Source organism: Nocardiopsis akebiae, assembly GCF_018316795.1.
GTDB lineage: Bacteria > Actinomycetota > Actinomycetes > Streptosporangiales > Streptosporangiaceae > Nocardiopsis > Nocardiopsis dassonvillei.
This window is the reverse complement of record NZ_CP074132.1, coordinates 1,617,543-1,641,311: the sequence shown is the minus strand read 5'-3', so window position 1 is coordinate 1,641,311 and position 23,769 is coordinate 1,617,543. Positions and strand designations below refer to the sequence as shown.

21 protein-coding genes are annotated in these 23,769 nt (G+C 72.9%); 9 read left to right on the top strand and 12 right to left on the bottom strand.

What is annotated here, in order from left to right:
• Window positions 1-18: 18 nt before the first annotated feature.
• Window positions 19-1,239, bottom strand: a complete 1,221-nt coding sequence (gene dxr / locus KGD83_RS07070) for a 1-deoxy-D-xylulose-5-phosphate reductoisomerase (RefSeq protein WP_212644303.1) — start codon at window positions 1,237-1,239, stop codon at window positions 19-21.
• Window positions 1,240-1,631: 392 nt separating this feature from the next.
• On the opposite strand from dxr, the gene KGD83_RS07065 reads away from it, so the two are divergent.
• Together KGD83_RS07065 and KGD83_RS07060 are read left to right on the top strand one after the other, a co-directional pair.
• Window positions 1,632-3,317 carry a CocE/NonD family hydrolase gene (locus tag KGD83_RS07065; RefSeq protein WP_212643067.1) on the top strand — a complete coding sequence of 562 codons (1,686 nt, stop codon included), beginning with the start codon at window positions 1,632-1,634 and terminating at the stop codon, window positions 3,315-3,317.
• Window positions 3,318-3,471: 154 nt separating this feature from the next.
• Window positions 3,472-4,527: a trypsin-like serine peptidase gene (locus KGD83_RS07060; protein WP_212643066.1), complete on the top strand. Its 1,056-nt coding sequence runs from the start codon at window positions 3,472-3,474 to the stop codon at window positions 4,525-4,527.
• Window positions 4,528-4,611: 84 nt separating this feature from the next.
• Here KGD83_RS07060 and KGD83_RS07055 read toward each other — a convergent pair whose 3' ends face one another.
• On the bottom strand, window positions 4,612-6,036 hold the full coding sequence (locus KGD83_RS07055; protein ID WP_212643065.1) for an aldehyde dehydrogenase family protein: 1,425 nt from the start codon (window positions 6,034-6,036) through the stop codon (window positions 4,612-4,614).
• A 311-nt stretch (window positions 6,037-6,347) separates the two neighbouring features.
• Between KGD83_RS07055 and KGD83_RS07050 the strand changes: the two genes are divergently transcribed.
• Window positions 6,348-8,156, top strand: coding sequence for a coiled-coil domain-containing protein (locus KGD83_RS07050; RefSeq protein WP_212643064.1), 1,809 nt, complete (start codon window positions 6,348-6,350; stop codon window positions 8,154-8,156).
• 43 nt (window positions 8,157-8,199) lie between these two features.
• On the opposite strand, the gene KGD83_RS07045 is transcribed toward KGD83_RS07050, so the two are convergent.
• The gene (locus KGD83_RS07045; protein WP_212643063.1) at window positions 8,200-8,691 is read right to left on the bottom strand and encodes an AAA family ATPase; all 492 of its coding nucleotides are present in this window, start codon (window positions 8,689-8,691) and stop codon (window positions 8,200-8,202) included.
• A gap of 59 nt (window positions 8,692-8,750) precedes the next feature.
• Between KGD83_RS07045 and KGD83_RS07040 the strand changes: the two genes are divergently transcribed.
• A complete protein-coding gene (locus KGD83_RS07040) occupies window positions 8,751-9,635 on the top strand; it encodes a 3-methyladenine DNA glycosylase (RefSeq protein ID WP_212643062.1) in 885 nt (294 codons plus the stop codon).
• 37 nt (window positions 9,636-9,672) lie between these two features.
• Here KGD83_RS07040 and KGD83_RS07035 read toward each other — a convergent pair whose 3' ends face one another.
• The 6 genes from KGD83_RS07035 to KGD83_RS07010 all read right to left on the bottom strand — a co-directional run bounded on the left by KGD83_RS07035 (window position 9,673) and on the right by KGD83_RS07010 (window position 16,573).
• Window positions 9,673-10,086 carry a thiol-disulfide oxidoreductase DCC family protein gene (locus tag KGD83_RS07035; RefSeq protein ID WP_212643061.1) on the bottom strand — a complete coding sequence of 138 codons (414 nt, stop codon included), beginning with the start codon at window positions 10,084-10,086 and terminating at the stop codon, window positions 9,673-9,675.
• Window positions 10,087-10,395: 309 nt separating this feature from the next.
• Window positions 10,396-11,502, bottom strand: coding sequence for an ABC transporter ATP-binding protein (locus tag KGD83_RS07030; protein WP_212643060.1), 1,107 nt, complete (start codon window positions 11,500-11,502; stop codon window positions 10,396-10,398).
• Entirely contained in the window at window positions 11,499-12,614 is a 1,116-nt protein-coding gene (locus KGD83_RS07025; RefSeq protein ID WP_212643059.1) for an ABC transporter ATP-binding protein, read from the bottom strand. The genes KGD83_RS07030 and KGD83_RS07025 overlap by 4 nt, the downstream gene beginning before the upstream one ends.
• Before the next feature lies 1 nt (window position 12,615).
• Window positions 12,616-13,659 (bottom strand): ABC transporter permease, encoded by a 1,044-nt coding sequence (locus KGD83_RS07020; protein WP_212643058.1) that lies wholly within the window; start codon window positions 13,657-13,659, stop codon window positions 12,616-12,618.
• Window positions 13,659-14,663 carry an ABC transporter permease gene (locus tag KGD83_RS07015; RefSeq protein ID WP_212643057.1) on the bottom strand — a complete coding sequence of 335 codons (1,005 nt, stop codon included), beginning with the start codon at window positions 14,661-14,663 and terminating at the stop codon, window positions 13,659-13,661. The genes KGD83_RS07020 and KGD83_RS07015 overlap by 1 nt, the downstream gene beginning before the upstream one ends.
• Before the next feature lie 242 nt (window positions 14,664-14,905).
• A complete protein-coding gene (locus tag KGD83_RS07010) occupies window positions 14,906-16,573 on the bottom strand; it encodes an ABC transporter substrate-binding protein (protein WP_212643056.1) in 1,668 nt (555 codons plus the stop codon).
• Between the two features lie 340 nt (window positions 16,574-16,913).
• On the opposite strand from KGD83_RS07010, the gene KGD83_RS07005 reads away from it, so the two are divergent.
• Window positions 16,914-17,321: a hypothetical protein gene (locus KGD83_RS07005; protein ID WP_212643055.1), complete on the top strand. Its 408-nt coding sequence runs from the start codon at window positions 16,914-16,916 to the stop codon at window positions 17,319-17,321.
• A gap of 130 nt (window positions 17,322-17,451) precedes the next feature.
• Here the strand turns inward: KGD83_RS07005 and KGD83_RS07000 are convergent, their stop codons facing one another.
• Together KGD83_RS07000 and KGD83_RS06995 are read right to left on the bottom strand one after the other, a co-directional pair.
• On the bottom strand, window positions 17,452-17,946 hold the full coding sequence (locus KGD83_RS07000; protein WP_249352189.1) for a hypothetical protein: 495 nt from the start codon (window positions 17,944-17,946) through the stop codon (window positions 17,452-17,454).
• Window positions 17,947-18,053: 107 nt separating this feature from the next.
• The gene (locus tag KGD83_RS06995; protein WP_212643054.1) at window positions 18,054-18,584 is read right to left on the bottom strand and encodes a gluconokinase; all 531 of its coding nucleotides are present in this window, start codon (window positions 18,582-18,584) and stop codon (window positions 18,054-18,056) included.
• A gap of 138 nt (window positions 18,585-18,722) precedes the next feature.
• Between KGD83_RS06995 and KGD83_RS06990 the strand changes: the two genes are divergently transcribed.
• Window positions 18,723-19,439 carry a FadR/GntR family transcriptional regulator gene (locus KGD83_RS06990; RefSeq protein ID WP_013154647.1) on the top strand — a complete coding sequence of 239 codons (717 nt, stop codon included), beginning with the start codon at window positions 18,723-18,725 and terminating at the stop codon, window positions 19,437-19,439.
• Window positions 19,440-19,466: 27 nt separating this feature from the next.
• Here the strand turns inward: KGD83_RS06990 and KGD83_RS06985 are convergent, their stop codons facing one another.
• The gene (locus KGD83_RS06985; protein ID WP_212643053.1) at window positions 19,467-20,843 is read right to left on the bottom strand and encodes a GntP family permease; all 1,377 of its coding nucleotides are present in this window, start codon (window positions 20,841-20,843) and stop codon (window positions 19,467-19,469) included.
• 672 nt (window positions 20,844-21,515) lie between these two features.
• On the opposite strand from KGD83_RS06985, the gene KGD83_RS06980 reads away from it, so the two are divergent.
• From KGD83_RS06980 to KGD83_RS06970, 3 genes are all read left to right on the top strand, one after another.
• Complete coding sequence (locus tag KGD83_RS06980) at window positions 21,516-22,148, top strand: DJ-1/PfpI family protein (protein WP_212643052.1); 633 nt, start codon at window positions 21,516-21,518, stop codon at window positions 22,146-22,148.
• 2 nt (window positions 22,149-22,150) lie between these two features.
• Entirely contained in the window at window positions 22,151-22,606 is a 456-nt protein-coding gene (locus KGD83_RS06975; protein WP_212643051.1) for a MarR family winged helix-turn-helix transcriptional regulator, read from the top strand.
• 82 nt (window positions 22,607-22,688) lie between these two features.
• The gene (locus KGD83_RS06970; protein WP_212643050.1) at window positions 22,689-23,693 is read left to right on the top strand and encodes a threonine aldolase family protein; all 1,005 of its coding nucleotides are present in this window, start codon (window positions 22,689-22,691) and stop codon (window positions 23,691-23,693) included.
• Window positions 23,694-23,769: the final 76 nt, after the last annotated feature.

Sequence of the window (23,769 nt, the reverse complement as noted above, 5' to 3'; positions counted from 1 at the left end):
TCTCTCCTCAGGGCGGTGTCAGGCCTGGCGCGCGAGCAGCTCGCGCGCACGCGTGCGGGCCCAGGTGTCAGCGGCGTACACGTCGTCCAGGCTCAGGTGTCCTCTGCGGGAGGACGCTCCCCCGGCACGTTCTGTTCGCTGGTGCTCCGAGACTACCCGGGAGACGGTGTCCATGATGGCCGGGAACGCGAGGTTTCCCCCGAGGAAGGCGTCGACCGCCTCCTCGTTGGCCGCGTTGTAGACCGCGGGCGCGGTCCCGCCCGCCGCGCCGACCTCGCACGCCAGGCGGACGGCGGGGAAGGCCTCGTGGTCCAGCGGCTCGAAGGTCCAGGTGTGGGCGCGGGTCCAGTCCATGCCGGGCGCGGCGTCGGGCACGCGGTCGGGCGCGCCGAGCCCGTAGGCGATGGGGATCATCATGCTGGGCGGGCTGGCCTTGGCGATCGTGGAGCCGTCCACGTACTCGACCATGGAGTGGACGACCGACTGCGGATGGACGACCACGTCGATCCGGTCGAAGGGCACGTCGAACAGCAGGTTGGCCTCGATGACCTCCAGCCCCTTGTTGACCAGGGTGGCGGAGTTGACGGTGATGACCGGGCCCATGCTCCACGTGGGGTGGTCGAGGGCGTCGGCGGGGGTGACCGAGGCCAGTTCGTCGCGGCTCCGGCCGCGGAAGGGGCCCCCGCTGGCGGTGACGACCAGGCGGCGCACCTCGTCGCGGCGGGCGTGGACGTGGCCCTGCGCGAGGCTGGCGAGTTCGTCCCCGGGCAGGTGGGGGAAGCACTGGGCGATGGCGAAGTGCTCGGAGTCGACCGGGATGATCTGGCCGGGCCGGGCGAGCTCGCGCACGAGCGGCCCGCCGATGATGAGGGACTCCTTGTTGGCCAGCGCGAGGGTGCGCCCGGCGCGCAGCGCGGCGAGGGTGGACTCCAGGCCCAGGGCGCCGGTGATGCCGTTGAGGACGACGTCGCACTCGCTCCCGGCCAGCTCCGCGACCCCCTCGGGCCCGGCCAGGACGGTGGCGCGGCTGCCGTGCCCGGCGAGGGCGCGCGCGAGTTCGCCCGCGCGGTCGGGGTCGGCGACGGCGACCAGCGGGACGTCGAGCTCGGCCGCCTGCTTGGCGAGCAGGTCCACGCGCCCGCCGCCCGCGGCCAGGCCCACCACGCGGAAGCGTTCGGGGTTGCGCTGGACGATGTCGATGGCCTGGGTTCCGATAGAGCCGGTGGAACCGAGGATCACTGCTGTTCGCTGTTCTTCTCGCACGCTCCCCATTGTTCCGCAATCCGCCGGGCGGAGTGCGGGGCCTGTGGACGGACCGGGGCGGAACGCGGGCCCGTGGCGCCGACCGGAGGAGGCGGCGGGATCGTGCGTCACCGGGTCTTTACAACCGGTGCCCGGTGACCTAACTTAACCCGTGAGTAAGCTACCCCCCAGTTGGAACGGTCTGTCGGGCGGCGCGTCGAGGCGACGCGAGCACGGCCCGGTGGGACCACCGGGCAGTACGCTCCCCGCGAGGCGCTCGCCCGGACGCCTCCGCCGCGACCCCCGGGTTCCGGCCTCCCCCGATGGCGAGACGGCGCGACGACCCATCGGTCACCCCACCCCGCCAGCCCCCCTGAGGTTCCCCCGCCATGCGCCCTGTCACGACCCCCTCCCTCCCCGCGCCCCGCGAGGCCGGACCGCCGCGTACCGGTTCCGGGCTCCGCGCCGCCGCGCGCCTCCTCCCCCGCCCGCTGTCCGCCGCCCTCGCGGCCGTGCTCGCCGCCGCCGTCCTCACGCCCGCCCCGGCCTCGGCCGCGGTCGGCGCCAGCATCGGCTACGAGACCATCGTCAGCCACGACGGCACCGAGCTGAGGGCGAAGGTCATCACCCCCACCGGGGTCGAGGGCCCGCACCCGCTGCTGGTCATGCCCTCCGCCTGGGGGACGCCCCACCTCCTCTACGTGGGCGCCGCCGCCAGGCTGGCCCACGAGTCCGGTTACCAGGTCGTGGCCTACACCTCGCGCGGTTTCTGGGACTCGGGCGGCGGGATCGGGGTGGCCGGTCCCGAGGACCGCGCCGACGCCGGCGCCGTCATCGACTGGGCGCTGGAGAACACCGACGCCGACCCCGACCGCATCGGCATGGCCGGGATCTCCTACGGGGGCGGCATCAGCCTGCTGACCGCCGCCGAGGACGAGCGGATCCGCGCCGTGGCCTCGCTGAGCGGCTGGGCCGACCTGGCGGTCTCCCTGTATCCCAACGAGACCGTCGACACGCAGTCGGCCGAGCTGCTCCTGCTCGCGGGCAAGCTCACCGGCACCCCCGGCGAGGAGCTGGCCGGGATCGAGGCCGCCTACCGGCGCGGCGACATCCAGCCCGCCCTGGACGTGGCCCCGGACCGGTCGGCGGCCGCCAAGGTGGACGCCATCAACGCCAACGGCACGGCCGTGATGATGGCGCACGCCTGGAACGACGGCATCTTCCCCGTGGGCCACATCACCGACTTCTACGAGGAACTGGATGTGCCCAAGCGGCTCATGATCACCCCGGGGGACCACGCCACCCAGGAGCTGTTCGGCGCGGCCGGGCTGCCCGACGAGGTGTGGGAGGCCCTGGGCGACTGGTTCGACCACCACCTGCGCGGCCAGGCCAGCGAGGTGGACGCCGGGGGCCCCGTGCACGTCAGGCCCAACAACGGGCGCGGCGGCTGGACCACGCACCCCGACTGGCCGTCGGTCACCGCGAGCACCGACCGGTACTACCTGGCCGAGCCGGACACCGACTGGTTCCGCTGGCAGAGCAGCGGCGCCATGGAGCCCGAGCCCTCCACCGGCTGGAGCTACCGCTTCCGCACGGGGATCGCCACCCCGGCCGAGAGCGGCACCGTGCTGGTCTCCGGCGCGCTCCAGCAGTTCTTCGACGTCCCGACCGGGGTGCTGCTGCCGGCGGTGGACCGCCACCGGGCCGCCGTGTGGACCAGCCCCGCCTACCCCGAGGGGGCGCGGGTGGCGGGAACGCCGGAGGTCTCCCTCACGTTCACGCCAACCGCCCCGGAGCAGTCGGTGTACGTGTACCTGTACGCGATCGACGGGTGGGGGACCGGTTCCCTGCTCTCGCACGCGCCCCACACCCTGCGCGGGGCGACTCCCGGTGAACCGGTCACGGTGGACACGGAGTTGGCGCCGGTGGTCTGGGACGTGCCCGCGGGGCACCGCCTGGCCGTGGTGGTGGACAGCCTGGACGCGCGTTACCAGGACGAGAGCGACATCGGGGACCGGGTGGGCCTGACCTCCCCGGAGGAGGCGCCCGCCCGGGTCACGGTTCCGCTCACCTGACGGGCGCCGGGGACCTCCCCCGGCGGCGGCCCGGGCCCCCTCCGGCCGCCTCCGGCGCACCCCAGTGCCGGAGGCGGCCCCTTCTTCCCCCGCCGCGCACGACACAAACACAAAGTAGCCACTCGACTACCGAAAGTGTGCGAGGATGCTCGTCATGACCTCGTCCACCGCACACAGGATCCTCGCCCCCCTCGCCGCCGCTGCGGTCGCCGCCGGGGGCCTCTTCCTCGCCGAGCAGCTCCCGGCGCCCGCGTCCGCCGTCACCCAGGCCATCCACTCCCCCGCGGTTCCCGCGCAGGAGGACCGCGAGGCCCTTTCGCACGTGACGGGGCTCTCACACCAGAGCGCCGCCGTGACCGGCGACCAGCACCGGGCCGTGCTGGACTACTGGACCGAGGAGCGCATGGCCGCCGCCAAGCCCATCACCGGCATGCTGGAGGACGTCCTCACGTCCCCCGAGGGCGGGACCGCGCCGGACGAGGGAGTGGAGCACCAGGCCGCGCCGCGCTCCGACAGCGAGGGCGAGCGCTGGACCTCGGGCGGGCTCGTCACCAGGACCACCGGCAAGGTCTACCTGACCATGGACGGGCGCGACTTCACGTGTTCGGCGTCGGTGGTGGACGCGGCGAACCGGAGCACCGTGGTCACCGCCGGGCACTGCGCCAAGGACGGCCGGGGCTCGTGGGCGCGCAACTGGACCTTCGTACCCGGCCACGCGGACGGGGAGAGCCCCTACGGCCGGTTCACCGCCAGCGACCTGCTGGTGGCGCCCGAGTGGTCGCGCCAGGCGGACGACAGCTACGACTTCGCCATGGTGGTGCTCAACCCCGACGGGGGCACGACCGTCCAGGAGCGGGTGGGCTCCCAGCGGATCGCGTTCGACGCCTGGACCGAGGACAAGGTGCGCGAGGGAGTGCAGGTGTACACGTTCGGGTACCCGTCGGCGTCCCCGTACGAGGGCAGGCACCTGCACTACTGCTCGGGCCGTACCGAGCCCGACACCGGCGGCACCACGGCCAACGGGGTGCGCTGCTCCATGACGCAGGGCTCCAGCGGCGGCCCCTGGTTCGCCGGTTTCGACACCGGCACCGGCCGGGGCACGATCACCTCGGTGGTCAGCTTCAAGTACGCCGACGACCGCAGCGTCCAGTACGGCCCCCGGTTCGGCCGGGAGGCGCGCGAGCTGTACGAGCAGGCGGCCCAGCTGTAGAACCCGCAGGACGGGCGGTGTCCCCCGGCCCCCGTGGCGCGGGGGACACCGCCCGTTACGGGTCCGGGGCGGTCCCCGGAGGCGCTACAGGTCGATTCCGGTCAGGACGAGGACCCGCTCGTAGGACAGGTCGGTCATGGCGGCGCGCACGCCCTCCTTGCCAACACCCGACCCCTTGACCCCGCCGTAGGGCATCTGGTCGGCGCGGAACGTGGGCACGTCGCCGATGACCACGCCGCCGACCTCCAGTTCGCGGTGGGCGCGGAAGGCGGTGGGCAGGTCGCGGGTGAACACGCCCGCCTGGAGCCCGAAGTCGCTGTCGTTGACCGCGGCGAAGGCGGCGTCTGTGTCGGCCGCGCGCTGGAGGACCAGCACCGGGCCGAAGACCTCCTGGCGCACCACCCGGGAGTCGTCCGGGGCCTCGGCGAGGACGGTCGGCGCCACGGTCACGCCGTCGCGCGTGCCGCCGGTGAGGAGCTTGGCCCCGGCGGTGACGGCCTCGTCGATCCAGGAGGCCACGCGCTCGGCCGCGGCCTCGTCCACCAGCGGGCCCACGTCGGTGGCCGGGTCGGAGGGGTCGCCCACTCCGAGGGCCTCCACCCGCTCCACGAGGCGCGGGACGAACTCGTCGTACACGGAGTCCTCGACGATGACGCGCTGCACGCCGATGCACACCTGTCCGGCCTGGTTGTTGCCGAACAGGGCCACCCGCTGGGCCGCCCAGTCCAGGTCGGCGTCGGCGAGCACCACGGCGGCGGCGTTGCCGCCCAGTTCCAGGGTGACGTGCTTGTGCGGGGCCAGGCGGGGCAACTGCCAGCCGAAGGCGCCGCCGGTGAAGGAGATGACGGGCAGGCGCTCGTCGGTGATGAGGGAGGCGGCGCGGTCGTTGGGCATCGGCAGCACCGACACCATGCCGCCGGGCAGGTCCGTCTCGGCGATGATCTCGCCCAGGACCAGGGCGGTCATCGGGGTGGCGGGGGCCGGCTTGAGGATGATGGGCGCGCCGACGGCGATGGCCGGGGCGACCTTGTGGGCGACGAGGTTGAGGGGGAAGTTGAACGGCGAGATGCCCAGGACCGGCCCCTTGGGGACGCGGCGCACCAGGGCCATGCGGCCGGTGCCGCCCGGGTCGGTGTCCAGGCGCTGGAGCTCACCGCTGTCGCGGCGGGCCTCCTCTGCCGCCCAGCGGAACACGGACACGGCGCGTCCGGCCTCGGCGCGGGCCCACTTGATCGGCTTGCCGCTCTCGGCGGTGATGGTGCGGGCGATCTCCTCGGCGCGCTCGCCGATGCGCCGGGAGACGTGGTCGAGGGCGTCGGCCCGCACGTGGGCGGGCAGGGCGGCGGCCTCGGCGGCGGCCGCGTGCGCGGCGGCCACCGCCTCCTCGATCTGCTCGGCGGTGGGCACGGAGACGGTGCCCGCGTCCTCGCCGGTGTAGGGGTTGACGAGGGTGATCTCGGTGTCGCCGGTCGCGGCGGTGCCGGCCAGCCAGAACGGGCGCGTAGACATGCCCGTGACGCTAGTGCCCCCTTCTCCCGGTATGCCTTGTCCACCGTTGCCAACACGAACACGGGAGTTGGCCACAGTGGCGCAAGAACTACACGCGTACGGCTCCGCGCTCCGAACAGGGACGACAGCGGGGGGTGTACACCGGAGTGACGGGCGGTATCGTCTGAGGATCAGACAGCCTGACCGGGGATCTTTGGTCGGCCGACTGGCGCCGGCGACCTCCTTCGTCCACAGTGGTGAGGAGGGCTCTGCCAGCGCGTTCGGCCGGACCCTCGGGTCCGCCACCGCCGACGGGATCCCGGGAGTGCCCATTGCCGCTTGTCTACCGCACGCTCGTCGCGGTCCCGGAGCACGACGGCGACCTGGTCGCCGTCACCTCGACGGTTCTGTCGCGGTGGTTGAGCAAGCGCGGCAACTCGGGCGCGCGGGTGGACTTCTCCGCGTCGGGGCGCCATGAGCTGAGCAACCGCTCCCGCGCCCTGGTCGTGCGGCACGACAACCCCGACGAGGGCCTGTCCTTCCTGCGGCTGACCACCGAGTCCGACAAGACGGACGGCGTGTGGCGGACGGTCGCCACCGCTGTCGTGGACCCGGCGCTGTCCCCGTGGCGGTACGTGTGGATCGACATGACCGTCACCCCCTCCTCTCCGGCGGGTGAGGGCTCCGAGCAGCCCCGGCTGGACGTCATGCCGCCCGAGGCAGCGCGCATGCTCCTGGAGGCGGTGCACGGCCACGACGGCGGCCACCCGCTGCCGCCCGCGCCGCGGATCGTGCGCGGGCGCGAAGACGACCTCGTGGACACGCTCGTGGCCGCGATCCGCGACCCCCTGCGGCGCATGGCGGTGGTGGCCACCGGTTCGCCCCGTGACGTGACCGTCGCCGACTGGCGCGGTGCCATGGCCGGGGCGCTGTCGCGCTGCACCGGCATGTGCTCGGGGTACGTGCTCGACGACGCCGCCCTGGAGCGCGTCGGCGCGCTCCTGCCGCCGGGTCTGGACGTCCCGCCCGGCGGGGTGCGCACCTTCTTACCCGGGGTGGACCCGCACGACGAGGCGGACGCCGCACGCCACCCGAGGATGAGCCCGGCCACGCTGGACACCGCGCGCGACGGCGAGCGCATCCGCAACTGGGTGGGCGCCGCCCTCTCGCGGCGGGTGCGCGACAACGCGCTGGAGGTGGGCCTGCCCGGTCCGCTCCAGGCCGTGGACGCGCTGCTGGAGGAGGAGACCGACGACCTGCGGCGGTCCGGACCCGGCACGGCGCGGCCGCGGGTGAGCGTGCCCGCGGCCCGGGGCGCGGCCGTCGTGCACCGGGCGGCGCAGGGCGGGGCCGGTTCGGCCGGGGCCGCCTCGGCGCTGGAGCGCGAGGCCCTGGAACAGCAGGCCCAGCGGCTGCGGGAGGAGGTCACCCGGCTCGGCGCGCGGGTCAGCGAGCTGTCCGAGGAGCGCCACGGACTCCTGGCCGAGACCGCCGACCTGAGCGAGGAGCTCGACACCGCCCGCGAACAGGCGCGCGCCGCCCGCTACGAGGCCCGCTGGCTGCGCGAGCAGGCGCGCGAGGCCGGGCTGTTCCGACTGGCCGCGGCGCCCGCGCCGATCGACCCGCAGCGGCGGCCCCCGGTCAGCGTGCGCGAACTGCTGGAGCGCATCACCGACGACTCGGTGCTGCCGCACCTGTACTTCACCATCGAGGACGCCACGGTCTACGAGTTGTCCGACAGCCGCAAGGAGTCCCTGTGGGTCACCCGCGCGTGGGAGGCGCTGCTGGCCCTCAACGACTACGCGCGCTACCAGTTCGACAATCCCGGCACCGGACTGGGCTTCCACTCCTACCTGCGCGAGACCCCGGACGGGTACCAGGTGATCCCCATCAAGCGGTTGGCCTCGCAGGAGTCGGACCACGTGCGCAACCGGGGCAAGCTCAACGACAAGCGCCTGTTCCGGGTTCCCGAGGAGGTGGAGCCGAGCGGGCGGCTGCCCATGTACGCGCACATCAAGCTCGACATCGAGTACGGGATCTGTCCGCGGCTGTACTTCTACCCCCACCTGGGGCCGGGCACCACGAACCGGGTCTACATCGGCTACCTGGGCCGCCACCTGCCCGTGCAGCAGACCAACTGAGGCCGCCCGGGCACGCGGAGCGGGGCCGGGCCGCGTCAGGGGCCTACCCCCCGGTGAGGCGCAGGATCTCGTCGACGACGCTCGCGAGCGGTCTGGTGGCGTCGACGACCGTGCCGTTCCGGGGAACGTCCTCCTTCGTCCGGTGCAGGCGCGCGATGAGGTCCCGTTCGGCCCGCCTGCCGCCCCACTCCCCCTTCGGCCGCCCGTCGAGCCGCCGGCGCAGCGTCCGCGGGTCGACCTCCAGGACGAACACCCCGTCGAACAGCTCGATGAACTCGGGGAAGTTCCTCGAACCGCCGCAGAAGAACGTCACCGCGCTGCCCCGGTCGGCGACCAGGGACCTGACCCGGTCGACGTGCCAGAGGTGGTGCTCGTGCCTCAGGCCCTCCGTCGGCTCACCGGTTCTCGGATCGCCCTGGTAGGCCAGCTCCCGGTCGCCGTCGACGGCGTGGTGCCCGCGCCGCCGCAGTTCCGCGCAGACCGAGGTCTTGCCGGTGCCGGAGACGCCCTCGACCAGGTAGTTGCGCACGCCCATCACCGGAGCGTACAAGAACGCGGGGGCGGGGATCCCGAGGCGCGCGTACCCTGGGGGCCGTGACGGAAGCGAGTACGCGGGCCCCGGCGGCCCTGCCCGAGGTGCTGTGGCGCGAGCGCGCCGAACGGCACCGCGACCGCGTGGACGCGCTGGTCGGGGACCACCTGCGGCGCCGCCGGGAGGGCGTGCGCCACCCGGTGGAGGACTTCCTGTTCACCTACTACAACCTCAAGCCCGCGCAGCTGCGGCGCTGGCACCCCGGCGCGGGGACGGTGCTGCTGGGCGAGGGCGCCCGCGCCCGCCTGGACGAGCGGTTCTACGCCGAGCTGCCCGGGGGCGCGGTGGGCCTGGACACCGCGGCGTTCCTGGCGGCGCGGCCGGTGCTGGACTTCGTGGAGCGGCTGCTGTCGTCGGTCGCCGGGCGCCCCGCCCACCTCGGCTGCTTCGGGCTGCACGAGTGGGCGATGGTGTACCGGACCGGAGAGGTGCGGCACGGACAGGTGCCGCTGCGGCTGGGCCGGGAGGGCACCGACCGGGTCGTGGAGACGCACCGGATCCGGTGCTCGCACTTCGACGCGTTCCGGTTCTTCACCGAGGCCGCGCGCCCGCTCAACACGCTCCGGCCCAGCCGGGAGCGGCAGGACGAGCTGGACCAGCCGGGGTGCCTGCACGCCAACATGGACCTGTACAAGTGGGCGTACAAGCTGACCCCGGCGGTGCCCTCGGAGCTGGTGGTGGACTGCTTCGAACTCTCGCGGCAGATCCGGACGCTGGACATGCGCGCCTCCCCCTACGACCTGGCGGCGTGGGGGTACGCGCCGGTGCGGATCGAGACCGCCGAGGGCAAGGCGGAGTACATGGAGGCGCAGCGGGGGTTCGCCGAGCGCGGCGCGGTGCTGCGGGAGCGGCTGCTGGAGGTGTGCCGGGCCCTGCGCGCGGCCTGAGCCCGCGGGCCGGACGCGCGGCCGGCGCGGAGCCTGGTCACCCGCCCTGCTGAGGGGGGCCGAGACCGCAGGAGGGGGCTCCCCCGGGGAGGGGGATGCGGTGGCGGTTGGCGGCCACCCAGCGGTAGGCGGACCGGTTGAGCGAGCGCAGCAGCGGCAGGCGCGCCAGGCGGCCCAGCGGCCGGGTGAGCGGGCGCCCGTGCAGCAGGAGTTCGGCGACGGCGTCGCCGCCCGAGAAGCGGCGCCCGTCCGCGTACACGAACCAGGCGCTGGCGTCGGTCTGCTCCGGTGTCAGCCCCACGGAGTCCAGGTCGAAGTCCTGCCAGGCCACGAAGCTGCTGCGGGCGCGCAGCCGGTCGCGGGCGAAGACCACCGAGCGCTTGCAGAACCCGCAGTCGCGGTCGTACAGGAACGTCCCGGTGCCGGGGACGGTGTCCAGCGAAGGCCTCATACCGTCATCGTGCCCGCCCGGGGGCGCCCTCTCCCGGTTCCGGCGGATGTTCTTCGCCGCACGCCACGCGCGGAGCCGCCCACATGGGGCTCCGCGCCCCCGGGTGAGCGACCGCACAGCCGCCCTTCGGCGCCCCGCCCCACTGCCATCAGGGGGCGCCGGTGTCGCGGGCGGCCCGGGCCCGCGCCCACCGGCGCCAGCGCCACGGCCGCCTGGAGGAGAAGCCGCGCCCGGGAAGGGGCCGCCGCACGGTGGCCCGGCACGGAGGGCGGCCGCCCGGATCCCGGACGGCCGCCCCCGCCGGTCGGCTCAACCGGTGCCGTGCACGATGCGCTCGGCCATCTCCTCCCTGGGACGGATCTCACCCGAGAGGATCTGCTCGGCGTAGTGGCAGGCCACCCTGTGGGTGCCGCCCCCGGCGGTGTTCCCGACCGGGCGCAGTTCGGGCCGCTCGGTGTCGCACCGCTCCTCCTGCCGCCACGGGCAGCGGGTGTGGAAGCGGCAGCCCTCGGGCGGGTCGGCGGGCGAGGGCAGGTCGCCCGCCAGCAGGATGCGCTCGCGGCTGTCCTCCACCTGCGGGTCGGGGACCGGCACCGCCGACATGAGCGAGCGCGTGTACGGGTGCATCGGCGTCTCGTACAGGTCGTCGCTGGAGGCCTCCTCCACCAGGCCGCCCAGGTACATCACCCCGACCACGTCGCTGACGTGGCGGACCACGGCAAGGTCGTGCGCGATGACCAGGTAGGTCAGCCCCAGTTCCTCCTGGAGGCTCTCCAGCAGGTTGAGCACCTGGGCCTGGATCGACACGTCCAGCGCCGAGACCGGCTCGTCGCAGATGATGAGGTCGGGCTCCAGCACCAGCGCGCGGGCGATGCCGATGCGCTGGCGCTGGCCGCCGGAGAACTCGTGCGGGTAACGGGTGAGCGCCTTGGCCGACAGGCCCACCCTCTCCAGGGCGTCGACCACGCGCCTGCGCTGGTCCTCCAGGACCAGGGCGCGGCGCTCCCGGCCCCCGGAGGGCCCCTCCCCCGGCGGCGGGCCGCCGATCCCGTGGGTCTGCAGGCCCTCCAGCAGGATGGAACCGATGTTCTGCCGGGGGTTGAGGCTGCCCAGCGGGTCCTGGAACACCATCTGGAGGTTCTTGCGCTGGCGGCGCATCGACTCCTCGTCCAGGCCGGCCAGGTCCTGTCCGCCGAAGAGCACCTCGCCCTCGGTGACGTCCACCAGTCGCAGCACCGCGCGGCCCAGGGTGGTCTTGCCGCAGCCCGACTCGCCCACCAGACCGTAGGTCTGGCCGCTCTCGATCTCCAGGCTGACTCCGTCGACCGCGCGCACGTGGCCGACGGTGCGGTCGAAGAACACCCCCCTCCTGATGGGGAAGTGCACCTTGAGGTCGTTGATCCGCAGCAGGCTCATCCCCGCTCCTCCTCGTCGTCGCCGTCCGGACCGCCCGGGCCGTCCAGCGTGGGCCGGTCGGCCGCGTCCGCGTCCCGGATCGGGTTCACGCACCGGTGCACGTGTGCGGCCGCCGGGCCCCGCCCGGAGCGGCCGTCCTCCTCCACGCCCGCCGCGGCGCCCACCGCCACGAGCTCCGGCGGCCCCTGGAGGCACTCCATCGTGTAGTGGTCGCAGCGGGGCGCGAACGCGCACCCCTGCGCCCAGGCGATGTTGTCGTTGACCGACCCCCGGATGGGGGTGAGCCGCTCACCGCGCGGGGCGTCCAGCCGGGGGATGGAGCCCAGCAGGCCGACCGTGTAGGGGTGGGTGGGGTCGGCGAACAGCGGCGCGCGCGGCGCCGTCTCCACCGCCCGCCCCGCGTACAGGACGTTGATGTCGTCGCACAGTCCGGCGACCACGCCCAGGTCGTGCGTGATCATCAGCAGGGCGGTGCCCTCCTCGGTGACCAGGTCCCGGAGCAGTTCCAGGATCTGCGCCTGGATGGTGACGTCCAGGGCGGTGGTGGGCTCGTCGGCGATCATCACGCGGGGGCGGCAGGCAACCGCCATGGCGATGAGCGCGCGCTGGCGCATGCCGCCCGACAGCTGGTGCGGGTACTCGCGCAGCCGCCGGGTGGGGTCGGGGATGCCCACCCGGTCCAGCAGGTCGGCGGCCTCCTTCTCCGCCGCCGAACCGCGCATCCCCCGGTGGCGGCGCAGGATCTCGGTGACCTGGCGGCCGATGGGCACCACGGGGTTGAGGGAGCTGAGCGGGTCCTGGAAGATCATCGCCAGCTGGGAGCCGCGCAGGTCGCGCATCCGCTTCTGCGACAGCTTCAACAGGTCGACGGGCCCGTCGGGCAGCCGCATGACGGCGCTGCCGCCGACCCGCACCCCCCGGTCGGGGAGCAGGCCCATGAGGGCGAGCGAGGTGACGCTCTTGCCGCAGCCGGACTCGCCGACCAGCCCGGTCACCCGGCCCTCCTCCAGGGTGAAGGACACCCCGTCCACGGCCCGCACCTCGTCGGAGCCGCGTCCGCCGAACACCACGGACAGCTCGTCCACCGCCAGCAGCGGCGTGCTGGAACTCATGTCACTTCCTCAGCTTGGGGTCGAGCGCCTCCCGCATCGCCTCACCCAGCAGGGTGAAGCCCAGGGCGGTGACGATGATGGCCAGCGCCGGGTACACGGCCAGCTGCGGCGCGCTGGACAGGAACCGCTGGGCGTCGGCGAGCATGGTCCCCCATTCGGGGAAGGCCGGGTCCGGGTTGCCCAGACCCAGGTAGGACAGGGCCGCCGCGTCGATGATGGCGGTGGCCAGGGTGAGCGTGGACTGCACGATCACCGGGCCGAGCGAGTTGGGCAGGATGTGCACGAGGGCGATCTTGTGCTTGCGCACGCCCAGCGCGCGGGCGGCCAGCACGTACTCGCGGTTGCCCTGGGAGAGCATCGCGCCGCGCAGGAGACGGGCGAAGATGGGGATCTGCGCCACGCCGACCGCGAACATGACCGTGGTCAGGCTGGGGCCGACCAGGGCTGCGATGGTGACCGCGAGCAGCAGGGTGGGCAGCGCCAGCATCATGTCGATGACGCGCATGACGGCGTTGTCCACCTGGCGGCCCCAGCGGCCGCCCAGGACCGCGGCGGCCCCGGCCGCGCCGCCGAGCAGTGCGCCGACGCCGAAGCCGACCAGGGTGGCGACCACGCCGACCAGGAGGGTCTGGCGGGCGCCGATCACCATGCGGGAGAACTGGTCGCGGCCGAGGTTGTCCAGGCCCAGCCAGTTCTCGGCGCGCGGGCCGACGAACACGTTGCGGTTGGGGAAGACCTCGTCGCCCCAGCTCTGGGAGACGGGGTCGTAGGGCGCGATGAGCGGTGAGAACAGCGCCACGACGAGGAACACCACGACGATCACGGCGCCGGTGATGGCCATGGGGCTGCGGCGCATGCGCTCGAAGGCGGTGCGCCAGATGCCCGCGCCGTGTTCGCCCTCCTCGCGCTGGCCCATGAGTTCGGCCAGCCGGTCCACCCTGGCCGCCTTGCGTCCCAGGAGGGGCGTGTGCTGGGCCGCGGTGCCCTCGGGCTCCGGTGCGCCCGCGGGTTCGGACCGGTGGTGGGGGCTCGGTGTCGTCGGCATCACTGGGCCCGCACTCTCGGGTCGAGGAGGCTGTAGGAGATGTCCACCAACAGGTTGATGAACACGTACATGGTCGCGATGAGCAGGATGAACCCGGTGAGGACCGGGTAGTCGCGCCCCTGCGTGGCGGCGTAGACGAACGAGCCGATGCCGGGGAAGGCGAAGACGCTCTCGGTGAGCACGGCTCCGGCGAACAGGCTTCCGGTGAGCAGTCCGACCGAGGTGACCACGGGGAGCATGGCGTTGCGCATCACGTGACGGGTGCGCACGGTGTTGCGGTGCAGCCCCTTGGCGTTGGCGGTGCGCACGTAGTCCTCGCCGACCACCTCCAGCACGCTGGCCCGGGTCATCCGGACGATCACGGCGAGCGGGATCGAGGCCAGCGCGATCCCGGGCAGCACCAGGTGGAGCAGGGCGTCCCACACCACGTCGAGCTCCCCGGTCCGCAGGCCGTCGAGGACGACGAACCCGCTGAGGTCGGTGCGGATCAGGCCAGGCGAGAGCCGGAAGGCGGAGGGGAACATCCCGAGACGCTCGGCGAAGACCACCTTCAGGATGAAGGCGAGGAAGAACACCGGCGTGCAGATGCCCAGGAGGGATCCGCCCACGGCCGCGAAGTCCAGCACGGAGCCGCGCCTGCGCGCGGCGAGGTAGCCGAGGGGGACTCCGACGACGACCGCGATCAGCATCGCGGTGACCGACAGTTCGAACGTGGCCGGGAAGCGGGTGAGGAACTCCTCGGTGACCGGCCGTCCGGTGGAGAGCGAGGTCCCGAGGTCGCCCTGGAGGATACGGCGCAGGAAGGCCAGGTACTGAACCGTGACCGGTTCGTCCAGGCCGAGGGAGCGACGCAGCGCGGCGCGCTGTTCGGCCGTCGCGTCGTCGGGTAGGAGGGCGTACTCCGGTCCGCCCGGCAGCCGTTGCAGCCAGACGAACAGCAGGATCGACAGGCCGCCCAGTGTCGGGATCAGCTGGAGGAGACGCCTGACGATGAATCGCAGCACCTTCGCCGCCTTTCGCCAGTGGTGGGAACTATGGACGCGAAGCGTCCCCGCCGGATCGCGGCGGGAGTTCGAGCGGGTGGTTCGGACGAGGGGCCCGGTCGGCGCGCGGGCGGTGCGCCCCGCCGGGCGGTGTCGCGGCGCGGGGCGCGCGGCCCCGGACGGGCCGGGGGCCGCGGCCCCGGGCAGTGGGCGGGCCCGACCGGTGGCCGGTCGGGCCTTCCCCTCCCCGCGGGGGAGGGGGACTACTTCCAGGAGGCCTCGGAGAAGTTCTCCTGGGTCAGCGGGCTGACGTTGGGCGGGTTGACGTTCGCGGAGAAGGCGATGGACGGCGGGGAGCTGGAGATGGGCAGCCCCGGCAGGATGTCCATGATCTGGTTGTTCAGGTCCTGGTAGGCGGCGACGCGCTCCTCCTCGTTCGGGTTGGTGCTCGCCTCCTCCATGGCGTCGAACAGGTCCTCGTCACGGAAGCCGAACTCGCTGTTGTACTGGGAGAACCAGGTGCCGATGAAGTTGTAGGCGTCGTTGTAGTCGCCGGTCCAGCCGAGCAGGTACAGCGGGCACTCGCCGGAGTTGGTGCGCGGGACGTACTCGGTCCACTCGTAGGTGACCGGCTCCACGGTGACGCCGACCGCCTCCAGGTCCGCGGCGATGACGTCGAAGATGTCGCGCGGCGCGGGCATGTAGGGGCGGGTGACGTCGGTCGGGTAGCAGAACTCCAGGGTCAGGTCCTCCTGCCCGGCGTCCGCCAGCATCTCCTGGGCCAGTTCGGGGTCGTACTCGTAGGTCTGCACGTCCGGGGACCAGCCGTCGAGGGTGTCGGGGTGGAACTGGGTCGCGACCTCGCCGCCCTCGGGCAGGATCGTGTCGACGATGCGCTGGCGGTCCACGGCGTGGGCCAGGGCCTGGCGCACCTCCAGGTCGGCGAGCGCCTCGCTGGCCTCCTGCTGGTAGGCCATGTACAGGACGTTGAACACGCCGCGGGTGGGCACCTGGAAATCGGCCTCGGTCAGGGGGGCGACGTCGGCGGGGGCGACCAGGTCGTAACCGTGGATGTCACCCGCTTCCAGGGCCTGGCGGCGGGCGGTCTCGTCGGGGATAGCGCGCAGGATCATCGTCTCGAAGCCCGCGGCGTCGCCCCAGTAGTCGTCGAAGCGCTGGAGGGTCACCTCGGCCTGGTCGTGGTCCCACTCCTGGACGGTGAAGGGTCCGGTGCCCGCGACGGTTCCGGCCGTCTGGGTGTACTCGGGGAGGGTGAAGTTGCCCTCCTCTCCGGTGATCTCGGCGTCGGCGATGGCCTCCAGCGTGGTGGGGCTCATGATGCCGAACGAGGCGAGGCTGAAGCCGCCGGGGAAGATGGAGGAGTACTCGTCGATCGTGATGACCGCGGTCAGCTCGTCGGTGGCCTCGCAGGAGACGTACCGGGACTCGGCGAGGTCCTCGCTCTCGTTCTCCGCGAAGCCGCCGAAGATCGACTGCCAGTAATAGGAGTTGTTCGAGCTCTGGAAACCGCCGGTGAGGTTGTACCAGCGGTCGAAGTTGGCGCAGACCGCCTCGGCGTTGAACTCGTCGCCGTCGTGGAACACGACGCCGTCGCGCAGGTGGAAGGTCCAGACGGTGCCGTCCTCGGACTGTTCCCAGTCCTCGGCGAGTCCGCCGACGATTTCGGTCCCGCCCGATTCGTGCTCGAGAAGGGTTTCGAAGACCTGCCTGCTGTAACGGAAGGTCTCACCGTCACTGGTGAGGAAGGGGTCGAGGGTTTTGATGTCGCCCGCGGAGGCGAAGACGAAGGGCTCCGACGCGTCGGTCCCCCCGCCCTCGCGGTTACTCTCGGCACACGCTGTGGCCACCAGCGTGAGCGCGGCCGCGGAGGCCAGGAGGGCCAACGGCTTTCGGAAAGGCTTCCTGAACATGGTCCACCTCAGTGCGGGGCCCGGCAGGCCCTGGAACGATTGAGTGGACCCTAGACCGCGCCGAGAGCGACTGTGAAGATAGACAGCTGGGTATTAATACAACCGTTTCCCATCTGTGCCGTGATCCATGGGCGCATTTTCGGATACGAGTTGTCGAACAGATGAACGCACTATCACGTGAGACTGCACGGCAACACCCCCGTAACCAGGGAAAGACGACTTCCCCACTACCTGATATCCGATGATCGGATGAAAGGGTGTGTTTTCCGGGCTCGCGGACCCGCCCCGGAGCCCGGGCACCGGTGTCGGCGCAGGCGCCGGGCGGGCCTATGATCTGCCAATGACCACACCGCTTGACGACGCGGCGCTGACCGCGTTCCTCGAGGGCCAGGAGGCCTCCTGGCTGGCCGAACAGCTGATGCTGGTGGCCGACGAGGATCCCATCACCAGGATCCGGCTGACCGCCGCGGCCGGATCCGAGAGCGCAGTGGACGAGGCGCGCGCCGCCGTCCTCGCCAGGGTCGTGGCCCACCTCCCGCAGGAGGCCGCCCAGTCCCCCGACGACGGCGACGCCCTGCACCGGGCCCTGGACCTGCTGGACGACCTGGCCGACTACGGTTTCGAGGAAGAGTCGGCCGACATCGCGGACGAGGCCAGGGAGATCTACCTGGGCCGCCACGGGGAGGACGACAGCGACCACCTGGCGCGGCTGCACGCGGCCGCCGACGGCGAGGACGACGAGGAGTAGCGCGGGAGGGGTCCGACGGCGCGCCGTCGGCCCCGCCTTCGGGTACGCGCGCGGCGGGGGCCCGGGCTCGGGCCGCCCCGCCCGCGGGGGCGGGGCGTACCGCCGGACCGGTCCGCGGGCGCCGGGCCCCCTACCGACCGCACCAGCGGTGGACCTCGCTGCTCCACAGCGCGATGTTGACGACGATGGCGGCGACCGCCACCACGACCGCCGCCAGCAGCAGCTGCGTGTCCACCAGCCGCGCGGCCGCGTACAGACCGGCCACGGCGACCCCCATTCCGGCCACGGCGCCGACCTGGGCGGTGCGCCACAGGGCGTTGCCGCCGCGGCGCACCGGGACGGCCAGGGCCCCCAGGGCCACGCCCACGAGCGCGGCGGTGACCATCAGGGCGCGCAGGCCCTCGGCGGCGTCCTCGTGCGCGCCCGAGAGCATCCGGTCGCCCGCCAGGTAGGCCAGCAGGCCGTACGCGGGGACGGCGACCAGCATCAGGGCGAAGGTCTGGCGCACGTCGCGCGGGGGCCGCACACCGGGGCGGCGTTCCGCGAGGAGGCCCGCCGCGGAGGACCGTGCGGTGCCGAGGATCCGGGAGGCGGGGGACAAGGGGGACGAGACGGAGTTCGACATGCCGAACAGCGTCGCGTTCCGGGAGGAACCGCGCAAGGCGCCCGCGGAACCGTGCGCGGAATTCGAGACCCGACGGTGATGTGACCGTGGCCCGCCGCCGTTTCCCTTCAGTCCCCGACGACCGGCGCCTCCGCCGGACGCAGCAGCGGCCCCGCGTACTCCAGGGCCTGCCCGACGAGGGCCTCCACGTCGTTCCTGACGTCGAGTTCGAGGCCGGGCTCGTCCGCCTTCAGCCGCTCCAGGGTGTCGAGCTGCGACTCCAGGAGCGCGGGCGGCATGAAGTGGTCCTGACGGGCCTCGATCCGCCGCCAGATCACCTCGGCGGAGCCGTGCATGTGCAGGAAGCGCACCCCCGGGGCGGCCTGGCGCAGGACGTCGCGGTAGCTGTGCCTGAGCGCCGAGCACGCCATGACCGTGGACTGGCCGGCGGCCTCGTGCTCGGCGATCCACCGTGCCAGCTCGTGCAGCCACGGCCAGCGGTCCTCGTCGGTCAGCGGGACGCCCGCCGCCATCTTGTCGATGTTGGCCCGGGGGTGGAAGTCGTCGGCCTCGGCGAAGGGCAGGCCCAGCTGCTTGGCCACACGTTCGGCGACAGTGGTCTTGCCGCTGCCCGAGACCCCCATGAAGACAAAGTGCATGGTTTCTCCGTGTCGTGGTGCCCCTGCGTGGCCGCAAGCGTCACCATTAATAGTGATATCAATCAATCCGGCTAGGCTTCAGCGTGACCCCACGACCGCATGCGGCCAACCGGACGGCCCCGGAGCACGAGGAGAACGATGGCCACGGACCACCGCACACTGCACAACCGCGTGCTGGCGGTGCTCGGACCCGCCATCGCCGCAGGCGAGTACCGGACCGGCCACACCTTCACCCTCCAGGGCCTGGAACAGGACTTCGGCGTCTCCCGGACGGTCGCGCGCGAGGCCGTGCGCGTCCTGGAGTCCATGCGGCTGGTGGTCAGCCGCCCCCGCACCGGCATCCGCGTGCGCCCGCGCCGGGACTGGAGCGTCTTCGATCCCCAGCTCATCCGCTGGCGCCTGGCCGGGCCCGGCCGCATGGAGCAGCTGCGGTCGCTCAACGAGTTGCGCGCCGCGCTGGAACCGGGCGCCGCGGCCCTGGCCGCCGAGCGCGGCGACGCCGAGGAGCGGGCCCAGCTGGTGGTGGTCGCCGACCAGATGGTCCGCACCGGGCGCGCCGGTGACCTGGAGACCTTCCTGGAGTTGGACGTCACGTTCCACCGCCGCATCCTGGAGCTGTCCGGCAACGAGATGTTCGTCGGCCTGTCCCAGGTGGTGGCGGAGGTCCTGGTCGGACGCACCTCCTACCACCTGATGCCGCGCAACCCGCGCCCGGAGGCGCTGCGGCTGCACAAGGCCGTGGCCCAGGCGATCCGGGACGGCCTCCCCGACGTGGCGGAGGCCGCGATGCGCTCCATCGTCACCGAGGTGTCCGTCGCGCTGGAGGGCGACCGGAGGGCGGAACCCGCGTCCTGAGCGGACGGCCGGGTTCCGCCCGCGCGGTCACAGCACCAGGCTCAGTCCGAAGGCGAGCCCGAAGCCGATGAAGCCGATCAGGGTCTCCATGACCGTCCAGGTCTTGAGCGTGGTCTTGACATCCATACCCAGGAAACGGCCGACGAGCCAGAACCCGGAGTCGTTGACGTGCGACAGGGCGGTGGCGCCGGAGGCGATCGCGATGACGATCAGGGCGAGGTCGATCGAGGAGAGTCCCGAGGTGGCCGCCACGGCCGGGGCGATCAGACCCGCAGCCGTGGTGATGGCGACGGTGGCCGAGCCCTGGGCGACGCGCAGCGCGAGCGCGATGACGAAGGCGGCGACGATCACCGGCAGGCCGGTGGACTCCAGGCTGTCGGCGAGGGCGTCGCCGATGCCGCTGGTGCGCAGCACGCCGCCGAACATGCCGCCCGCGCCGGTGATGAGGATGATGGCGCAGACCGGGCCGAGCGCGCCGCCGACGATCTCCTCCACCCGCTGACGGGTGAAGCGGCCCGGACTGAGCACGACCATCGCGAAGAGCACGGTGATGAGCAGCGCGATCGGGGTCTGTCCGAGCAGCTGGAGGATCTGCGCCCAAGTGGCCTCAGCGGACACCGCGCCCGTGGAGACGAACGTGGTCACACCGGTGTTGGCGAAGATCAGCAGCATCGGCAGCAGGAGGACGGCCAGCACGGTCACCAGGCGCGGCGGGTTCTCGTGCTTGACGGTGCCGTCGGACATGATGTCCTCGGGAACCGGCAGCTCCCACTTCTTACCGGCCCACAGGCCGAACAGGTAGCTGGCCAGGTACCAGGTGGGGATGGCCAGGACGGTGCCGACCAGGAGCACGAGGCCCATGTCCGCCCCGATCTCCACGGCGGCGGTGACCGGGCCGGGGTGCGGGGGCACGAAGGCGTGCATGACCGCGAAGGCTCCCGCGGTGGGCAGCGCGTACATGAGCACCGATCCGCCGACGCGGCGGGCCACGCTGAAGACGATCGGCAGCATGACGATGAGGCCGACGTCGAAGAAGATCGGGAAGCCGAAGAGCAGGGAGGCGACGCCGAGCGCGAGCGGCGCGCGCTTCTCGCCGAAGAGCTTGATCAGCGCCCCGGCCAGGACGGCCGCGCCCCCGGTGATCTCCAGCAGGCGTCCGATCATCACGCCGAGCCCGACGAGCAGGGCGACGTTGGCGAGGGTGCCCCCGAAGCCGTCCAGGAGGGTGGGCACCACCCCGGAGACGGGGATGCCGGTGGCCAGGGCGGTCAGGACGCTGACCAGGATGAGCGCCACGAACGCGTGCAGCTTGAGGCGGATGATCAGGAACAGCAGGAGGGCGATGGCTCCCGCAGCGATCCCGAGAAGGGGTCCCGTCCCGTAGACGGGTTCGAAGTTCTCCACGACGGAGCCTTCCGTGGGTGTGCGGTGGTGCTGAGCTGTACGGGAGTACGGCTCCGACCTGCTCTGGGGGCAGGCTCCGAGAATGGTAATACCATTTGTGAGGTTATGTGAACACCGGCGTTCCGTTCTGTTACAACCGCGAGACCTGCGTCACCGGAAATCCGACCCACCAGCAGCTTTCGGGGCAGGGGTGACATGCGACACACGGGCGCGTTCGGTCGTCACCCCGCGAGCCCCGCGGGGGCGGGGTGGGGCGGGGGCGCCCGCGCTCGCGCCAGCCGGTGGGAGTCGGGCGCGGCCCCGCGGCGGCCGAAGGTGAACGGAGGCGCCCGCCCCGTCCCCATGAGGACGCGAACGTGCACCTTCAACCACCAGGGGGCCGGGGTTCGAACCCACCGCAGGCCGACCCAGGCAGGACCGCCCCCGATCCACACCCCACCCGCCCCTGCCCAAGTCACTTTCCGGGTTTGGTCGGTGGAGGCACGCACTTGTAGGCCGGCCGAAAAAGCACAACAGGCAACACCTGATCCATGATGGCCGTGGACACGCTGACCGCCTTGGCCTGCGGACCAGCGCCCATCCCTCCAGAGGGCGCATCAGACGCACGGAGCACCGCGGATCCGTCCACCCTCGGACATTGACAGCACACTGTCAAAATGACAACATGCTGTCATGATCGAAGACACCAGTCAGACCGTCCACCTCGCCGTGTACGACCAGCTGGCGGACTGGGAGATCGGGCACACCACCGCGACCATCCGGGGCGGCGACTGGCAGCGCGACCCCGGGCGCTACGACGTGGTGACCGTCGGCCTCACCGGCGCGCCCGTCACGACCGCGGGCGGGCTGACCATCCTGCCGGACATCACCCTGCCCCAGCTCAAGCCCTCCTCCAGCGCGATGCTGATCCTGCCGGGGGCGGACGGCTGGGACGTGGACCCCGAGGCCTTCTCCCCGTTCGCGTCCGCGGCCGGGATCTGGCTCGACGCCGGTGTGCCGGTCGCGGCCATCTGCGGCGCCACGGCCGGGCTCGCCCGGGAGGGGCTCCTGGACTACCGCGACCACACCAGCGCCGCTCCCGAGTACCTGCTGGCCACCGGCTACGCCGGGATGCGCCGCTACCGCTCCGCGCTCGCGGTCTCCGACGGCGGCCTCATCACGGCCGGGCCCACCGCGCCCCTGGAGTTCGCCCGGGAGGTCTTCGCGGCCCTGGACCTGTACACGCCCCGCGTCCTGGACGCGTGGTACCGGCTGCACGCCGAGCACGACCCCGGCGCCTACCACGTGCTGCTGGAGGGGGCCTGAGCATGGCCCCTGCCGAGGACAGACACTCCGACCTGCTCACCGGGACCGCGCTCGCCGTCTTCCGCCTCAACGGGCAGTTCCTGTCGGTGGCCGAGGAACTGGCCCGCACCGCCGGACTGACCGCCGCGCGCTGGCAGGTGCTCGGCGCGGTGGCCCGGGAACCCCTGCCGGTGTCGGCGGTCGCGCGCCGCTTCGGCACCACGCGGCAGAGCGTGCAGCGCATCGCCGACCTGCTGGTGGAGCAGGGGCTGGCCGAGTACCGGCCGAACCCGGCGCACAGCCGCGCCAAGCTGCTCGCCGCCACCGGGGAGGGCCTGGACGCCCTGCGCCGGATCAGCCCCGACCACGAACGGGTGGCCAAGGCCCTGGTCGCCGAACTGGGCGAGGAGGACAGCGCTCGCGTACTGGAGGCGCTGGCCCGGCTCTCACGCGCCCTGGACCGGATCGGGAGCGACTGAGCGGCGGGCAGTATCGTCGGGCGGACACCCCGTCCGCCCCGCCCCCGCCCGAGGGCACGCGTCCCACCAGGAGGAAGACGCCATGATCGACCTGCGTTCCGACACCGTCACCCGCCCCACCCCGGCCATGCGCAGGGCCATGGCCGAGGCCGAGGTGGGCGACGACGTGTGGGGCGAGGACCCGACCGTGCGGGAGCTGGAGGAGGAGACCGCCGGGCTGCTGGGCCGGGAGGCCGCGCTGTACGTGCCGTCCGGGCACATGGCCAACCAGCTGGGGCTGTACGTGTCCACCCGCAGCGGCGAGGAGGTGTGGGCGCACGAGAACCACCACCTCATCGGCGACGAGCAGGGCGCGACCGCGGTGCTGGCCCGGGCCCTGCCGCGCCTGTACTCGGACGGGCTCTGCCCCACCGACGCGGTGCTGGAGTCGTGGATCGCCGGGCGGGGTGACGTCCACCGGGCCGAGCCCGCCCTGGTGTGGCTGGAGAACACCTTCACCGGCCGCGTCGTGCCGCTGGCCGAACAGCGCCGGGTCACCGGGTTCGCGCACCGGCACGGGCTGCGCGCGCACCTGGACGGGGCGCGGCTGTGGAACGCGGCCACCGCGCTGGACGCCGCCCCCGCCGAGGTCGCGGACGGGTTCGACACGGTGTCGGTGTGCTTCTCCAAGGGTCTGGGCGCCCCGGTGGGCTCGGCGCTGGTCGGGGACGCCGACACGGTGCGCAGGGCCCGGCGCGGGCGCAAGCTGCTGGGCGCGGGGATGCGCCAGGCCGGGATCATCGCCGCCGGTGCCCTGTACGCGCTGCGCCACCACCGGGAGCGGGTGGCCGAGGACCACGAGCGCGCCGCGGAGCTGGCCCGGCTGATCTCCGAGCGCTCCGGGCTGGCAGTGCGGGCGCGGACCAACATGGTGCTGGTGCCCGCCCCCGCCGGACAGGGGGCGCGCTACGCCGAGGCCTTCGCCCGCCACGGGGTCGCGGGGCTGGGCATCGGCGACGCCGTGCGCCTGGTGGTGCACCTGGAGACCACCGACCGCGACGTCGAGGAGGCCGCCCGGGGCGTGGCCGAGGCCGCCGCCGAGCTGTGACCCCGGCGGCCGGGCGCGGCGGTCGGCCGACCTAGACTGTGCCGATCGCCTGACCGCCCGGCCGCCGCGGGCGTGC

What these genes read in the sequence shown, in the direction of transcription:
- KGD83_RS07025 (WP_212643059.1), bottom strand. Translation starts at nt 12,614, where the DNA reads ATGAGTTCCAGCACGCCGCTGCTGGCGGTGGACGAGCTGTCCGTGGTG.
- KGD83_RS07045 (WP_212643063.1), bottom strand. Translation starts at nt 8,691, where the DNA reads ATGGGCGTGCGCAACTACCTGGTCGAGGGCGTCTCCGGCACCGGCAAG.
- KGD83_RS07030 (WP_212643060.1), bottom strand. Translation starts at nt 11,502, where the DNA reads ATGAGCCTGCTGCGGATCAACGACCTCAAGGTGCACTTCCCCATCAGG.
- KGD83_RS07010 (WP_212643056.1), bottom strand. Translation starts at nt 16,573, where the DNA reads ATGTTCAGGAAGCCTTTCCGAAAGCCGTTGGCCCTCCTGGCCTCCGCG.
- KGD83_RS07035 (WP_212643061.1), bottom strand. Translation starts at nt 10,086, where the DNA reads ATGAGGCCTTCGCTGGACACCGTCCCCGGCACCGGGACGTTCCTGTAC.
- KGD83_RS07055 (WP_212643065.1), bottom strand. Translation starts at nt 6,036, where the DNA reads ATGTCTACGCGCCCGTTCTGGCTGGCCGGCACCGCCGCGACCGGCGAC.
- KGD83_RS07020 (WP_212643058.1), bottom strand. Translation starts at nt 13,659, where the DNA reads ATGCCGACGACACCGAGCCCCCACCACCGGTCCGAACCCGCGGGCGCA.
- KGD83_RS07060 (WP_212643066.1), top strand. Translation starts at nt 3,472, where the DNA reads ATGACCTCGTCCACCGCACACAGGATCCTCGCCCCCCTCGCCGCCGCT.
- KGD83_RS06970 (WP_212643050.1), top strand. Translation starts at nt 22,689, where the DNA reads ATGATCGACCTGCGTTCCGACACCGTCACCCGCCCCACCCCGGCCATG.
- KGD83_RS07065 (WP_212643067.1), top strand. Translation starts at nt 1,632, where the DNA reads ATGCGCCCTGTCACGACCCCCTCCCTCCCCGCGCCCCGCGAGGCCGGA.
- KGD83_RS06990 (WP_013154647.1), top strand. Translation starts at nt 18,723, where the DNA reads ATGGCCACGGACCACCGCACACTGCACAACCGCGTGCTGGCGGTGCTC.
- KGD83_RS06995 (WP_212643054.1), bottom strand. Translation starts at nt 18,584, where the DNA reads ATGCACTTTGTCTTCATGGGGGTCTCGGGCAGCGGCAAGACCACTGTC.
- KGD83_RS07000 (WP_249352189.1), bottom strand. Translation starts at nt 17,946, where the DNA reads ATGTCGAACTCCGTCTCGTCCCCCTTGTCCCCCGCCTCCCGGATCCTC.
- KGD83_RS07005 (WP_212643055.1), top strand. Translation starts at nt 16,914, where the DNA reads ATGACCACACCGCTTGACGACGCGGCGCTGACCGCGTTCCTCGAGGGC.
- KGD83_RS06975 (WP_212643051.1), top strand. Translation starts at nt 22,151, where the DNA reads ATGGCCCCTGCCGAGGACAGACACTCCGACCTGCTCACCGGGACCGCG.
- KGD83_RS06980 (WP_212643052.1), top strand. Translation starts at nt 21,516, where the DNA reads ATGATCGAAGACACCAGTCAGACCGTCCACCTCGCCGTGTACGACCAG.